The 15,480-nt window shown below is 53.5% G+C and carries 14 protein-coding genes; 6 read left to right on the top strand and 8 right to left on the bottom strand.

The window, feature by feature from the left end; genetic code table 11:
- Positions 1-25: 25 nt before the first annotated feature.
- From pdhA to tpiA, 7 genes are all read right to left on the bottom strand, one after another.
- Positions 26-1,051: a pyruvate dehydrogenase (acetyl-transferring) E1 component subunit alpha gene (gene pdhA, locus DFP90_RS00245; RefSeq protein WP_115934426.1), complete on the bottom strand. Its 1,026-nt coding sequence runs from the start codon at positions 1,049-1,051 to the stop codon at positions 26-28.
- A gap of 462 nt (positions 1,052-1,513) precedes the next feature.
- Positions 1,514-1,837, bottom strand: coding sequence for an FtsB family cell division protein (locus DFP90_RS00250; protein ID WP_115934427.1), 324 nt, complete (start codon positions 1,835-1,837; stop codon positions 1,514-1,516).
- Positions 1,838-2,180: 343 nt separating this feature from the next.
- Positions 2,181-3,452 (bottom strand): phosphopyruvate hydratase, encoded by a 1,272-nt coding sequence (gene eno / locus DFP90_RS00255; RefSeq protein WP_115934428.1) that lies wholly within the window; start codon positions 3,450-3,452, stop codon positions 2,181-2,183.
- Between the two features lie 95 nt (positions 3,453-3,547).
- On the bottom strand, positions 3,548-4,393 hold the full coding sequence (kdsA, locus tag DFP90_RS00260; protein WP_115934429.1) for a 3-deoxy-8-phosphooctulonate synthase: 846 nt from the start codon (positions 4,391-4,393) through the stop codon (positions 3,548-3,550).
- A 31-nt stretch (positions 4,394-4,424) separates the two neighbouring features.
- A complete protein-coding gene (locus DFP90_RS00265; RefSeq protein ID WP_115934430.1) occupies positions 4,425-6,065 on the bottom strand; it encodes a CTP synthase in 1,641 nt (546 codons plus the stop codon).
- Positions 6,066-6,143: 78 nt separating this feature from the next.
- A complete protein-coding gene (gene secG / locus DFP90_RS00270; protein WP_115934431.1) occupies positions 6,144-6,470 on the bottom strand; it encodes a preprotein translocase subunit SecG in 327 nt (108 codons plus the stop codon).
- A 177-nt stretch (positions 6,471-6,647) separates the two neighbouring features.
- A complete protein-coding gene (gene tpiA / locus DFP90_RS00275; protein ID WP_115934432.1) occupies positions 6,648-7,406 on the bottom strand; it encodes a triose-phosphate isomerase in 759 nt (252 codons plus the stop codon).
- A gap of 272 nt (positions 7,407-7,678) precedes the next feature.
- Here tpiA and DFP90_RS00280 point away from each other — a divergent pair, with 272 nt between their 5' ends.
- Together DFP90_RS00280 and trpE are read left to right on the top strand one after the other, a co-directional pair.
- A complete protein-coding gene (locus tag DFP90_RS00280) occupies positions 7,679-9,559 on the top strand; it encodes a SurA N-terminal domain-containing protein (protein WP_181905114.1) in 1,881 nt (626 codons plus the stop codon).
- Positions 9,560-9,599: 40 nt separating this feature from the next.
- Positions 9,600-11,111, top strand: a complete 1,512-nt coding sequence (gene trpE / locus DFP90_RS00285; protein ID WP_115934434.1) for an anthranilate synthase component I — start codon at positions 9,600-9,602, stop codon at positions 11,109-11,111.
- A 32-nt stretch (positions 11,112-11,143) separates the two neighbouring features.
- Here the strand turns inward: trpE and DFP90_RS00290 are convergent, their stop codons facing one another.
- A complete protein-coding gene (locus DFP90_RS00290) occupies positions 11,144-12,346 on the bottom strand; it encodes a divergent polysaccharide deacetylase family protein (RefSeq protein WP_115934435.1) in 1,203 nt (400 codons plus the stop codon).
- A gap of 233 nt (positions 12,347-12,579) precedes the next feature.
- Between DFP90_RS00290 and DFP90_RS00295 the strand changes: the two genes are divergently transcribed.
- The 4 genes from DFP90_RS00295 to moaC are packed head-to-tail and all read left to right on the top strand — an operon-like array spanning position 12,580 to position 15,469.
- Positions 12,580-13,164 (top strand): anthranilate synthase component II, encoded by a 585-nt coding sequence (locus DFP90_RS00295; RefSeq protein ID WP_115934436.1) that lies wholly within the window; start codon positions 12,580-12,582, stop codon positions 13,162-13,164.
- Positions 13,161-14,192 (top strand): anthranilate phosphoribosyltransferase, encoded by a 1,032-nt coding sequence (trpD, locus tag DFP90_RS00300; RefSeq protein ID WP_115934437.1) that lies wholly within the window; start codon positions 13,161-13,163, stop codon positions 14,190-14,192. Before DFP90_RS00295 ends, trpD begins: the two co-directional genes overlap by 4 nt.
- Positions 14,185-14,985, top strand: a complete 801-nt coding sequence (gene trpC / locus DFP90_RS00305) for an indole-3-glycerol phosphate synthase TrpC (protein ID WP_115934438.1) — start codon at positions 14,185-14,187, stop codon at positions 14,983-14,985. Before trpD ends, trpC begins: the two co-directional genes overlap by 8 nt.
- Positions 14,972-15,469 (top strand): cyclic pyranopterin monophosphate synthase MoaC, encoded by a 498-nt coding sequence (gene moaC / locus DFP90_RS00310; RefSeq protein WP_425452124.1) that lies wholly within the window; start codon positions 14,972-14,974, stop codon positions 15,467-15,469. The genes trpC and moaC overlap by 14 nt, the downstream gene beginning before the upstream one ends.
- Positions 15,470-15,480: the final 11 nt, after the last annotated feature.

A 15,480-nucleotide genomic window follows, 5' to 3' on the forward strand; every position in this document is an offset into this window, starting at 1 on the left:
TCCTCTGGAGAAATCTTAGGCGGTGTCACGCGTCAATCAGGACGTCGGTCCACAATTCGGACGGATCCGGTTCCGGGCTGGTTTGTGCGAAATCTGCGGCCTCAGAAACAATCGCCTTGATTTCCTTGTCGATCACCTTGAGATCCTCTTCGCTGGCATGACCGCCGGTGATCAGGATCTGCTTCACATGATCAATGGGATCATGCTTCTGCTTGACCGTATTCACTTCTTCCTTGGAGCGATATTTCGCCGGATCTGACATGGAATGGCCGCGATAGCGATAGGTATTCATTTCCAGGATGTAGGGCCCTTTGCCCGCCCGGCAATGTGCGACCGCCTTTTCGCCGGCAGCCCGAACCTCTTCCACTTCCATACCGTCAACTGCGACACCGGGGATGCCATAGGCCTTGCCGCGGTTAAACAGTTCCGCACCACCGGCCGACGAACGCTCCACAGAGGTGCCCATGCCGTATTTGTTATTTTCGATCACATAAATGACCGGCAGTTTCCAAAGGGCCGCCATGTTAAAGGCTTCATAGACCTGCCCCTGGTTCACCGCGCCATCCCCAAGATAAGCCAGGGACACAGTATCTTCACCACGATATTTCTGCGCAAAGGCCACACCGGTACCCAGCGGCACCTGGGCGCCGACAATACCATGACCGCCGAAAAAGTTGTTCTCGCGGGAGAACATATGCATGGAACCGCCCTTGCCTTTGGAATATCCGCCCTCACGGCCGGTCAGCTCCGCCATGACCCCTTTGGGGTCCATGCCACAGGCCAGCATATGGCCATGATCGCGGTAGGAAGTGATATTGGCATCACCTTCCTTCAGGCAGGATTGCATGCCGACAACAACAGCTTCCTGACCGATATAGAGATGGCAGAAACCACCAATCAGACCCATGCCATACAGCTGGCCCGCTTTTTCTTCAAAGCGGCGGATCAACAGCATGTTTCGATAATCTTCCAGAGTTTGTTCCGGATTGACATTAGAGGCTCTGCGCGCCGCAGGCTTCACGGCTTTCCTCTTGGCAGGTGATTTCACCATCTGAGTCCCCGTTTATTGAGAGTTGGTACGCACCAAATTGACCATCAGACAGAAAAGCGATGATCGACTGAATTCTTGTATAACACTCTTCGCACAGGATGCTCACTCAAGTCAATCCAAGCTATATTATTGTTATAAAACAACAAAATTGATATTAACCAATATATGGTTAAAATGCAATTCAAGCAAGCCGCACCGCACAAACACCCATTGAGCGCAATTATATTACGTCATTGCATCATTTTTATTAAATTATTGCAAAAAACACATCGATCTTGCAGTAATGTCGCAGGGCAAAAATCAATTATCACATGTTTTCAATTGCTTAACAGCTTGATTCAAAAAGGCATTACCAACAGCACCAATTCGCTGCAACGCAGCAAACCAAGCATTATCAAAAAAACGAATAAGATCTCTTGAGAAGAAACACGAAACGCCGAATAACGACCAATGTGCCGACGATCAATTGGCCGAGGCCGCCCCCATGATCACAACATCATTCGGATCGGCGATATTGAGGCTGAGCCGCGCACGTTCTTCCAGCATATCCGTATCGAGACTAAGCGGATGCAAAAGCCCCACTTTCTGCTCAAGATCTTCTCTCTGCTGGCTAACGGCCGCCAGTGTGATCGCTGCACGCTTAACCTCGTTATTTAAGCGCAGATAGGACAGCACCCCCCGATCTCCCTGAACCGAATGATAAACGAAATAGCCGACCACACAGGCTCCGATTACCGGAGTGATCACCTGTCTGGCTCGATAGCGTATTTCTCGAAGAACTGTCATAGGGGCAGCGAATCACATCCGAATCGGCTGGTCAATCATAAAAAGCATGCTTTGAAATAGTGAGAGGACGCAAGAAACAGGCCAAAACACCACATCTGCCATAGCAGCCAACGCCAACCACTATATTTGCCAAAATGCGGGTATCACTGAAATATGACTAATTTGGGTGATTTCTTGTTTTTACTATACAGACACTTGCTTCGCGGTATTCTATTACACAGGCAAAGTATTCAAGCAACCATATCTTGAATAAAAGCAACTTCAGTATTTGTAAAAGAAAACCGGCCCTGCCAATCAAGGCAGAGCCGGCTCAACACACTACTAAAACAATCCTGACAGTGGATTATTTCAGGATACCACGACCTTCATACTGGGCTGCATCCGCCAATTCTTCTTCGATCCGGATCAGCTGGTTGTATTTGGCCAATCGGTCGGAGCGGGACAGCGAACCGGTTTTAATCTGGCCACAGTTGGTGGCAACCGCCAGATCGGCAATGGTGTTGTCTTCAGTTTCACCGGAACGGTGCGACATGACAGCGGTATAACCGGCTTTATGCGCCATTTCCACGGCAGCCAGAGTTTCCGTCAGGGTACCGATTTGGTTCACTTTGATCAGAATGGAGTTGGCAATGCCCTTTTCGATCCCTTGGGACAGGCGCGCCGGGTTGGTTACAAACAGGTCATCCCCGACCAACTGCACACGATCACCAATGGTTTCGGTTAGAGCCTTCCAACCGTCCCAATCATCTTCATGCATGCCATCTTCAATGGAAATGATCGGGAATGCGTCGACCAGTCCCTTGAGATAATCAACATTACCAGCGGCATCGAGAGTCTTACCCTCACCTGCCAACACATATTTGCCGTCCTTATAATATTCACTTGAGGCGCAATCCAGTGCCAGAGCCACATCATCACCCGGCTTGTACCCGGCGGCTTCAATGGACTTCATGATGAATTCCAACGCCTCGGTCGCAGAGCCCAGATTCGGGGCAAAACCACCCTCATCACCAACATTTGTGTTGTGACCGGCTTTTTTCAGGCCGGATTTCAGGGCATGAAACACTTCCGCACCCATCCGGACGGCTTCTTTCACATTGCCGGCGGAAACCGGCATGATCATGAATTCCTGAATGTCGATCGGATTGTCCGCATGCTCGCCACCATTGATGATATTCATCATCGGCACCGGCAGGGTCTTGGCAAAACTGCCACCAACATAGCGGAACAACGGCAGGCCGCAATCATGCGCCGCGGCCTTGGCAACCGCCAAAGACACACCGAGGATGGCATTGGCACCCAGTCGGGATTTGTTCTCCGTCCCATCCAACGCAATCAGTTTATTGTCGATATCAACCTGCTCGGTGGCATCCAGACCGCAGAGCGCATCAAACATTTCAAAATTAACATTATTGACAGCTTCCTGAACGCCTTTGCCCAGGTAACGTTCGCCACCGTCACGCAGCTCATGTGCCTCATGCGCGCCGGTGGAAGCACCACTCGGTACTGCGGCACGGCCAAATGCGCCGCTTTCCAGCAACACATCAACCTCAACGGTCGGGTTGCCGCGGCTATCCAAAATTTCACGGGCTTTTACATCAACAATTGCGGTCATGTTCGTCACACTCCAGGTAAGGGTCTTGAGATGGGCCTCACACCTAGTCGGCGTGAGGAAGCCCCGCAGTCTATTCTTGTTATTTTATGGTTTTGTTATGCAATGGAGACGGGATGGGCTTTTGCCAGCCCATCAAAAGCCTTCATCACGGAAAGCAATTCTTCCAATTTATGCAGCGGGATCATGTTCGGGCCATCGGATGGGGCAATCTCCGGCTGTTGATGCACCTCCATGAAGACAGCTGCCACGCCAACCGCCATAGCGGCGCGTGAAAGCACCGGCACAAATTCACGCTGGCCGCCACTGGTACCACCCTGCCCGCCCGGCTGCTGTACGGAATGAGTTGCATCAAACACAACCGGCTTGCCGGTTTGCGCCATGGTCGGCAGCCCACGAAAATCGGTGACCAACGTGTTATATCCGAAGCTGGCACCGCGCTCGCAGAGCATCACATCCGGATTGCCAACTTCTTCGAATTTCTTGACCACATTGGCCATATCCCAAGGCGCCAGGAACTGACCTTTCTTGACATTGACCGCCTTGCCGGTCTCAGCAGCGGCAACAATCAGGTCCGTTTGGCGACACAGGAAAGCCGGCACCTGAAGGACATCCACAACGGTCGCCACTTCGGCACATTGGCCGGGCTCATGAATGTCTGTCACCACCGGAATGCCGACCTTGTTTTTCACTTCTTCAAATACCGCCAGCGCCTTTTCCAGGCCAATGCCGCGCGGACTGTTGATTGACGTGCGGTTCGCCTTGTCGAAAGAGGATTTATAGATCAGGCCGATCCCCAACCGGTCGGTGATTTCCTTAATCCCCTGCGCCATGTCCATGGCATGATCCCGGCTTTCCATGGCACAAGGCCCGGCCAGCAGGGTAAAGGGCAGATCATTACCGATGGTCAAGTCACCGACTTTCACATGATGCACTGTTGTCATCTCCTCTATAAATCCTCTCGATCGACCTAAATCAGACCAGGCGCGAATGCGTGGTCGCAGCGGCAATAAAGCTTGAGAAAAGCGGATGCGGCTCGAAGGGACGGGATTTCAGTTCCGGATGGAACTGAACACCGATGAACCAAGGATGTTCCGGGATCTCAACAATTTCCGGCAATACGCCATCAGGCGACATGCCGGAGAATTTCAGTCCAGCCTCTTCGAGCTTTTCCTTGTAAGCGATATTCACTTCAAAGCGATGACGATGACGGTCATAAATGACTTCCTCGCCATAAATTTCGCGGACACGACTGCCTTCCATGAGTTTACAGGGATATGCCCCAAGACGCATGGTACCGCCTTTATCATCATCCTCGCCACGCACCTCAACGGTGTTGCCACGCTTCCATTCAGTCAGCAGACCGACCAGCGGCTCCTTGCAGGGACCAAATTCGGAAGAGCCGGCACCTTCAATACCCGCCATATTGCGAGCTGCCTCAATGACCGCCATCTGCATGCCAAAGCAAATCCCGAAATAGGGAACATTCCGTTCCCGGGCAAATTTGGCCGCAGCAATCTTGCCTTCAGCGCCACGCTCACCAAAACCACCCGGCACCAGGACACCGTGACAGCCGGACAGAACTTCTGCAGGGTCGCCCTTTTCAAGCGCTTCCGATTCCAGCCATTTGATCTTCACGCGCACATTATTGGCAATGCCGCCATGAATGATTGCTTCATGTAGGGATTTATAGGCGTCCAGCAACTCTACATATTTGCCGACCACGCCAATGGTTACCTCCCCTTCCGGCATGCGGAAACGGCGCACAACCTCATGCCAGCGGGAAAGGTCAACCGCATCTTCCTCACCCTCTTTCATCAGGTGGAAATAGCGCAAAACCTCAACATCCAGGCCTTCCTTATGATAGGAATTCGGCACGTCATAGATGGTATCCACATCCAATGCCGGAATGACACAGCTTTCCTGGACGTTGCAGAACAATGCGACCTTGCGGCGCTCGCCGCGCGGAATTTCACGATCTGCTCGGATCAACAGGAAGTCCGGCTGAATACCGATTGACAAAAGCTCCTTCACGGAATGCTGGGTCGGTTTGGTCTTCAGCTCCCCGGCCGCAGCAATCCAGGGCATCAACGTACAATGCAAATAGGCTGTGCGGTCACGGCCCAACTCGTTGCGAATCTGACGGATGGCTTCCAGGAAGGGCGTGCTTTCAATATCGCCCACGGTGCCACCGATTTCACAAAGAACAAAATCTTCATCCGTAACATCGGACAAAACAAAGGCCTTAATCGCATCGGTCACATGGGGAATAACCTGAACCGTTCCGCCCAAATAGTCGCCACGGCGTTCCTTGGCGATCACATCGGAATAGATCCGGCCAGTGGTCACATTGTCGGACTGGCGGGCCGGCACACCGGTAAAACGCTCGTAATGACCAAGATCCAGATCGGTCTCGGCACCGTCATCCGTCACAAAACACTCGCCATGCTGATAAGGGCTCATCGTGCCCGGATCCACATTCAGATAGGGATCCAACTTGCGCAGGCGAACCTTATAGCCACGCGCCTGAAGAAGCGCACCCAATGCCGCGGAGGCCAGCCCCTTGCCCAAAGAGGAAACAACACCACCCGTAATAAAAATATATCGCGTCGTCATAGCCGCTATACGTACCTCACTTAGGGAATATCCATAAAAAGAGGCGGCTATTCTGCCGCCTTCTTTGCTGGATAACCGTTATTCCGATACCGGAACTGTCGGTTCATCCGTCTGGGGTTCGGCCGGTGCCGTCACCGGTGCCTGCTCCAGAATCGAGGTGGGTTCCCTCGTCTGGCTGGCCAGGACCGCAAGCGCCAGGCAGGTCAACATGAAACCCGCACCGAGAAAAGCGGTCGTACGTGTTAGAAGGTTCGCTGTGCCACGGGCAGTGAACATGCCCCCGCCAGCGCCACCGCCGCCGCCGCCACCCATACCGAGCGCGCCGCCTTCACTGCGCTGCAGGAGAATGACAACGATCATCGCCAACGTGATCAACAAAAGCACAACCAGCAGAACCGCTTCCATAATCCGGCCTCATCCCATTTACTTTTCAACAATGTCTGATGGACCGCAAAGAACAGTTCCATGCGGTCCGAACGGTTTTAATCCGTTCGACCGGCTTTGGCCAGCCATTTTATGAATTATATAATACACGTTTTCATTTGGCATGAAAAAGGCCGAAACCGGTTACCGGCGCGCCGCTCAACCAGGCAGACACTCAACAATACCATGGAAATCTCCGGCATTCAGGCTTGCGCCGCCGATCAAGCCGCCATCGATATCCGCCTGCGCCAGCAATTCGGCCGCATTGGACGGCTTCATGGAACCGCCATAGAGGATCCGCATGCCAGACGCGATGTCATCCCCCAATTTCTCCGCCAGATACCGGCGAATGAAGGAATGCACGTTTTGAGCCTCATCCGCTGTGGGGGTCTTGCCGGTGCCAATCGCCCATACCGGCTCATAGGCGATAATGGTATTCGCCGCGTTCGAGCCCGCAGGAACACTGCCATCAAGCTGCTTGGCCAGCACGGCTTCTGTACGGCCATCGTCACGCTCGGCTTCGGTTTCCCCGATGCAGATGATAGCAACCAGCTCTTGCGCAAAAACCGATTCGGCCTTGGCACGCACTAAATCGTCGCTCTCGCCATGATCGACCCTACGCTCGGAATGCCCCACAATGACATAACCACATCCCGCATCCGCCAGCATCGCAGCCGAGACATCACCTGTATGGGCGCCTTTCTCAGCCACATGGCAGTCCTGAGCACCAAGACCCAGCAGATTATCTTCCAATGCGACATTCACGGGATGCAGCAAAACATGGGGCGGGCAGATGACAATTTCGCAATCACGACCACCAGCGCCGTCCTCAACCGCCTGAGCCAGATCCAGCCCCGCATCCAGCAGACAGTTCATTTTCCAGTTCCCTGCAATCACCGGACGACGCGGCTCTGTCATGTTCCATATTCCCTTATAGTTCCGCAGCGGCACATTAATGCCGTAGGTAGGTTTATCAATGCTGAATGCTCAATAGCATGTCACCTTGCAACAGCCAACCACACAGCCGGGTAGTATCCTTTCGGGAAATCGGGTAGCCCCTCCTTAACGGCCCACTGGGTTTCATGCCAATTCGCTATTGCCTGCCCGGTGCACCCCTTCTATCATGCCGCGCCTTTCGGGAGTTTCTTCCGGTTTTAGAATGTAAAATTGATTTAAGAATCGAGTGTTTCATGCTGCAAACATTGCGTAGTTCCGTCGGGTCCTGGGCCGCCAAGATCATCCTGCTCCTGCTGGTCGGCAGCTTTGCCATCTGGGGGATTCAGTTTGATTTTTCGTCAACCGGCCAAGCTGTCGTTCAAGCGGGTGACCAGGAAGTCAGCCCCACCGAATTCGTACAAGCCTACCGTGCCCGCGTAGCCGCTTTGCGCCAACAGGGTATCGACACCAGCCGCCTTCCCCAAGAATTAATCGCAGGTCAGGTATTGGGTCAGTTGCAAAACCAGGCCCTTTTCGAAGCAGAAACCAAAGCTCTGTCAATCTCGAGCTCTGATGAAATTTACATCCGCGACACACATGAAAATGAACAGTTTGCCGGATCCGACGGTAAATTCGATATTGATGTGTTCCGGGCCATTCTGGACCGGGCCGGCATGAACGAGAACTATTATACCTACAACCGCAAACGCGAACTTGCGATTTCCTCCTTGATCGGCGCCGTAGACAGCAGCGCAAAAGCACCCAAGACGATCTCTTCCACGCTATATAAATACCTGCGCGAAACCCGGGACATTAACTATCTTAGTTTCCCGATCGACCGCACGATTGCCCTGGAACCCGCGACCCCGGAAATGCTCGAGTCCTTTTATGAAGAGCGCAAGGAAGCCTTTCGCGCTCCGGAATACCGGTCCATTACCTTCGTCGAGATCACGCCCAGCAAACTCGCTTCTGGCATTGAAATTTCCGAAGAGCAGGTAAAAGAGGCCTATGACCAGCGCCTGGATCAGTACACGAAGAAAGAAACCCGCAAGATTTATCAGATGCCGCTTGCGGATAAAGCAACCGCAGACAAGGCCTATGCCGCCCTGCAACAGGGCGGAGATTTCATCGAAGTGGGCAAGGAATTTGCCGGCCTGGGTGAAGGCGACCTGCTTCTGGGATCTGTCAGCTTGAGCGACATCCCGGATGAAGGCCTGGCAGAAACCGCCTTTTCCCTGGAAAAGAACAGCTTCTCCGAACCGAAGGAAGGGCTTTTTGGCTGGTACATCGTGAAAGCCGCTGAAGTGTCTGAAGAATCCGTGACCCCGCTGGCGGACGTGGCGGACGGGCTTAAGCGGTCCCTGGCAATTGAAGAAGCCGGTCAACTCGCTTACGACCTGTCCCAGGACTTCGACGACCGGGTCGGTTCTGGTGCCACTTTTGAAGAAGCTGCCGGTGCCTTGAATCTTCCCATTCGCACAATTGAAAAATTGAACCGCAGGGGCGAAGATGCCGCTGGCACCGAAGTAAAAGATCTACCTGCCCGCTCCGAATTCCTGGAATTCGCCTTCACGACAGAACAGGGTCTCGACAGCCTCATGCAGTCCAATGGGAATGAAGGGTTTTATATCCTGCGCGTGGACAGCATCGAAGAATCCCGCATCAAAACCTTTGATGAGGTGAGTGAAGAAGTTCACGCCCTGTGGACAGACGCACAATATCGGGACGCAGCCGTCGCAACGGCTGAAAAGCTCGTACAGGACCTCAATACCGGCGCGAAGATTGAAGAAATCGCCTCAGCCCGTGGTGTGCAGTTTATCGCCGCCAAGAAAACGGACCGTTCCGGTAATTCGGTTCCGCTGCTTGCACCGATGATTTCCGATTTATTTACACTTGCAAAAGGCCAAGCAACTTCAAATGTCGATGACAAAACGGTAACCATTGCAACTGTCGCAGAAATACATCAGCCAGAGCTGGACCAGCACCAGGAAGAGATTGAGAGCCTGCAGGCCAATATCGGCAACAGCATCCGCAACGATTTGCTTGAGCAATATCTGTCTGCTCTGCGCAGCAAACATGGCATCAACGTAAACGAACCCCTGGTCAGCCAACTGCTGGCGCAACAACAGCAATAAATAGCGGCGGGCCCTTGGGCCCGTCTCGGAGACGAAGCGCATGGATTCCTTCCCGGATTTCGACATTTTCCAGGCAACATATGAGTCCGGGGAATCCCAAGTGATATGGACCAGCCTGGTCGCAGATCTTGAAACGCCGGTTTCTGCTTTCATGAAGCTGGCGGAAGGCCGTGCAAACAGTTTCCTGCTGGAGTCCGTGGAAGGCGGCGCTATTCGAGGCCGCTATTCCTTTATCGGAATGCATCCGGACTTGATATGGCGGTACCAGGGCAATCAGGCTGAGATAAATCGCACACCCGAGCAAAATCCGGATGCATTTGCCCCCTGCGACGGCGAGCCCCTGGAAAGCCTGCGTTTGCTGTTGGATGAATCCAGGATCGAATTGCCGGAAAACCTGCCACCAATGTCCGCCGGCCTCGTCGGCTATATGTCCTACGATACTGTGCGTCTTGTTGAAGACCTCCCGAATGTCAATCCTGTCGCCATCGAAACACCAGATGGCATTTTCATGCGTCCGACCGTCATTGCGATCTTCGATAATATCGAAGATATCATGACAATCGTTACCCCTGTGCGCCCGGAAGATGGCCTCAGCGCTGCGCAGGCCTATGAGCGCGCCCATGAACGCATGGATGCCGTACGCACGGATTTTGCCCGCGCCCTGCCCCATGGCGAAGCCTTCTTGCCCGGTGAGACCGAAATGCCGGAACCTGTTTCCAACATGGAACCAGCCGCCTACCGGTCCATGGTGGAAAAAGCGAAGGACTATATCCTGGCCGGTGATATTTTTCAGGTGGTGCTTAGCCAGCGCTTTGAAATTCCGTTTAAACTGCCGCATTTTTCACTTTATCGGGCTCTGCGGCGCACCAATCCCTCCCCCTTCCTGTTTTATCTGAATTTCGGCGATTTTTCCGTCGTCGGTTCCAGTCCGGAAATCCTGGTCCGGCTGCGCGACGGAACGGTCACGATCAGGCCGATCGCGGGAACCCGGCCGCGCGGTGCCACGACTGCTGAAGATATCGCCCATGAAGAATCCCTTCTGGCCGACCCTAAGGAATGTGCAGAACATCTGATGCTGCTCGATCTGGGGCGCAATGATGTCGGGCGTGTCGCCAAGATCGGCACCGTTAATGTTACAGACCAGTTCATCGTTGAGCGCTACAGCCATGTCATGCATATCGTCTCCAATGTGGAAGGCGAAGTGGCCGACGGCATCGATTGCCTGAATGCGCTGATGGCGGGTTTTCCTGCCGGCACAGTTTCCGGCGCCCCCAAGGTTCGCGCTATGGAAATCATTGACGAATTGGAACCGGAAAAACGCGGCATTTATGCCGGCTGTATCGGGTATTTCGGTGCTGATGGCGCTATGGATACCTGTATCGCGCTGCGGACGGCGGTTGTTAAAGACGGAAAGATGTATGTCCAGGCTGGGGCCGGCGTTGTCGCGGACAGTGATCCGGAATCAGAGCATCAGGAATGTTGCAACAAGGCACGCGCGCTGGTTCGCGCGGCGCAGGAAGCCGTGCGTTTCGCCAGCCATAACGGCAATTGAACCAAGCATTTCAGCTGGGTTGAAATTTCGGCCTATCCCTGACTTTCCTGACGGGATACCTGAACGGCACGCTTTTTGAGCAAAATAGCAGATACCGGGACCAGGCGATAACCGCGTTCCTCCACCCCTTCAACCCAGTCGCCAAGGACTGCCAGGGTCGAATCGTGGGGATGGCCAATGGCAATGGCATGACCGTTTTCACGGGCTATTTTCTCCATGCGGCCCAATTGAGCGCGAATGGCTTTTTCATCCTGGTCATGGTCGAGGAATACATCTCGTATTGTGACAGCCACCCCCATCTCACGCGCCAGTTTATAGCCGACGGATTGTGGCGAGGTGATTGAATCCATGAACATGAGATCACGGTTGCGCAATTCCTCAAGAACAATCCGCATCCCCGGTACCCAGGCCGTAAATTTACTGCCCATATGATTATTCAGGCCGATATACCCATTAAACTGAGACAATCCCCAGTTCAAACGCTTGGCGATCTCGGCCTCATCCAAACTTGTCAGCAGCGCGTTTGGACCGGGATCAACATTTTCGTTTTCCGGCTCCATAGGCATATGCAGCATAATTTCATGGCCATTTTTACTTGCAGTATCAACAAATTGCGAGAGATTTCTGCCATACGGAATGAAGGAAAACGTCATCGGCCCAGGCAATTCGATAGCCTGGGCGGTCCGGCGCTGGTCGATCCCGACATCATCAATCACAACCGCCAGAAGCGGCCGCCGTTCCCCCAAAAGGCCGGATACCGGAAGGGCTCTTTTTTCCCAGATCGGCACCGGTTTTGCGTAACTTTCTGCTGGTGCCGCCGGCGTTATATCCGCCGGGACAGAAGCAACAGTCTCCTGTTCCGGCGAAGCATGAGTAACATTGGGGGTGATCACACCCTCATCCGGTTTTACCAATGCAAGCAACGGGTCGCTTGGATCGGCTTCAACCACATCCTCTTCCGCATCGCCCGGAATGATGGTCTCATCGACCACCGGGGGAACATTGGCAACATCTTCATATTGCAAGGCACTTAGTGCCCGCTCGGAACGATCAACACGCACAGAAAGCGATATCACCGGCTCTGGTGTTGGTTCCTTGGGAATATTCGAGTGTTTTTCAGCCACTGGTTCGGGCGCATCATCAATCAACAGCCCCAATCCGACACCCACAACCGCGCCGATCATAAGGACACCAGCGACCAATGGAAAAACAGTTTTATGCGGGCCATCCGTCATGTGCGTGCCTTAAAATTTCTTTTTGTTCATTTGGATGAGACGCCTCAGCTTTTGAATCCAGCTATAACTTTATCAGATTGGCGTTTCCCTGATCATAACCGGAGCAAGCAGCAAAATCACGACCTATCCTTACGGTTTTCATAATAAAATATCGTGATTCGGCCCAACTCCGGTTTGTCTGTCGCCTCGCAGCTGCTATAAAACGCTGACAGGGACCAAAGAGTTTATTTTTCATGTTTGTATTGATCGATAATTACGATTCATTCACTTACAATCTTGTGCATTATCTCGGTGAATTGGGGGCCGACACCCAGGTTCACCGAAATGACAAGATTACGGTGGCTGAAATCCTGGCATTGAAACCGGAGGGCGTTGTTTTGTCTCCCGGCCCTTGTGATCCGGACCGGGCGGGCATCTGTCTGGAAATGGTTACGGCTGCGGCGGAGGCAAAACTGCCACTGTTTGGGGTTTGCCTGGGCCATCAGACGATAGGCCAGTCCTTTGGCGGAAAGATCATCCGGGAAAAGCCCATGCATGGTAAGGTTTCCCCGATCAGCCATGCCTCAAAAGGCATCTTCGCGGATTTGCCGGACCGAGTTGATGTCACACGGTATCATAGCCTGGTGGTGGAGAAAGATAGCCTTCCCAATTGCCTGGAAATAACCGCCGAGACCGATGATGGTTCAATCATGGGGCTGCAGCATACAAGTCTTCCCATCCATGGGGTCCAGTTCCACCCGGAAAGCATCGCTTCGCAGGGCGGGTATCGCATGATTGAGAATTTCCTAACCCTCGCGCGCCAAGAGAATATTCAATGACCGATGAACGGAATCTAAAACCCCTTCTGGCCAAAGTAGGTGCCGGGCAGCCCCTTTCTCTGGAAGAAGCAACCCGGGCCTTTGACATCATCATGTCGGGCGATGCCACACCGTCACAGATGGGGGCTTTCCTCATGGCGCTGAAAGTACGGGGTGAGACCGTTGAGGAGATCATCGGCGCCGTCAAAATCATGCGGGAAAAGGCCCTGATCATAGAGGCACCTCATGGTGCAATGGACATTGTCGGCACCGGCGGTGATATGGCCCATACCTATAACATCTCGACCGCGACCGCATTGGTGGTTGCCGGCTGCGGTGTGCCGGTCGCCAAACATGGCAACCGGGCGGCCTCTTCCAAATCCGGCACCGCCGATGCATTGTCTGCTTTGGGGTTGGACCTCGAGACTGACATGGAAAATGTTAAACGTGCCCTTCAGGAGGCCAATATCGGCTTTCTCATGGCCCAACGCCATCACGGTGCCATGCGCAATGTCGGCCCGACCCGGGTCGAACTGGGCGTACCGACCATTTTCAATATGCTTGGCCCACTATCCAATCCCGCTTTGGTTAAACATTACATGATTGGCACCTACCGTCCTGACAGCCTTGAAATGATGGCGCAGACACTTTCCGAACTCGGCGCAGAACGGGCCTGGGTTGTTCATGGGGCAGACGGCCTGGACGAACTTAGCACCACAGGCGTTTCCAAGGTTGTGGAGCTGAAAGACGGTGCGCTGCACTCGTTCGAGGTTTCGCCTGAAGAAGTCGGTTTGCCCGTAGTAACCCTGGAAGATCTGCGTGGTGGTACTCCGGAAGAAAATGCCCAGGCCATCCGAGATCTCCTGAATGGTAAGGAAGGCCCCTATCGCGATGTGGTCCTTTTCAACGCGGCGGCAGCCCTGATCGTGGCCGGGCGCGCGGCAGACCTGAAGGAAGGTGTGTCATTGGCCCGTGATGCCATTGACCAGGGCAACGCAAAATCCACCCTTGATAAATTAGTTTCTATTGCAGGATTTAAAGATGAGTGACGTGCTGGAGAAAATCTGTAATGACAAGCGCGCCCATATTGAGGCCTGCAAGGCGGAAATCTCGCCAGATGAAATGATCGAAAAAGCCCGAAAGGGCCCGCGCACACGTAGCTTTTATGACACATTGCGCGGTCGCGCTGAAGACGGCCAGTTCGGCCTGATCGCAGAAATCAAAAAAGCATCACCTTCCAAAGGGCTGATTCGTGAGGATTTTGCCCCGGCCGCCCTGGCCCGGGCCTATCGCGCCGGTGGCGCGGCCTGCCTGTCAATTCTAACCGACACACCTTATTTCCAGGGCAGCAATGATTATCTGATCGCTGCGCGGATGGTTGTTGACCTACCGGTCCTGCGCAAGGATTTCATGCTGGATCCTTATCAGGTCTACGAAGCCCGAGCCATTGGCGCGGATTGCATCCTGCTGATCATGGCGGCCCTTGACGATGATGACGCCGATGAACTGGAATCGCTTGCCTTTGAACTGGGCATGGATGTCCTAATCGAAGTTCATAATCAGGAAGAACTTGATCGTGCCCTGGAATTGCGCTCACCCATGATTGGGGTCAATAACCGCAATCTCAAAACCCTTGAAATTGATCTCGCCACCACTGAGGAACTCGCGGCACAGATCCCCGATGATAAACTGCTTGTGGCGGAAAGCGGGCTTTACAGCCATGAGGATCTGGTCCGGATGTCCAAAGTCGGTGCCACGACCTTCCTGGTCGGCGAATCCTTGATGCGCCAGACCGACGTGACAGCAGCAACCAAGGCCCTTCTTGGCCTTGATGCAGCCTGAGGGATCGCTGATGAGCAAACTCACCCATATCAATGAGGATGGCGATGCCGTCATGGTCGATGTTTCCGAAAAAGATGTCACCGAACGCATCGCAACCGCACGGGGATCTGTGATTATGGCGCCGGACACCCTTGCCTTGATCAAACAGGGCGGCGTTAAAAAAGGCGATGTACTGAGCATCGCACAGTTGGCCGGGATCATGGGCGCCAAACGGACGCCCGACCTCATCCCGCTCTGCCATCCGCTATCCCTGACCTCTGTCAAGGTCAGTTTGTCTTTGGATGAAGAACGAAGCGCGGTCGACATTGAAGCCACCTGCAAGCTGAAAGGCCGGACCGGTGTCGAGATGGAAGCGTTGACCGCGGTTTCCACAGCTGCCCTGACCGTTTACGATATGGTTAAGGCAGCAGATAAATCCATGCAGATCCAGGATATCCGCCTGATTTATAAAACTGGTGGAAAATCCGGTACTTACCAAGCTTAAGGATCCCGTTT

The organism is Aestuariispira insulae, assembly GCF_003385955.1.
Taxonomy (GTDB): domain Bacteria; phylum Pseudomonadota; class Alphaproteobacteria; order UBA8366; family Aestuariispiraceae; genus Aestuariispira; species Aestuariispira insulae.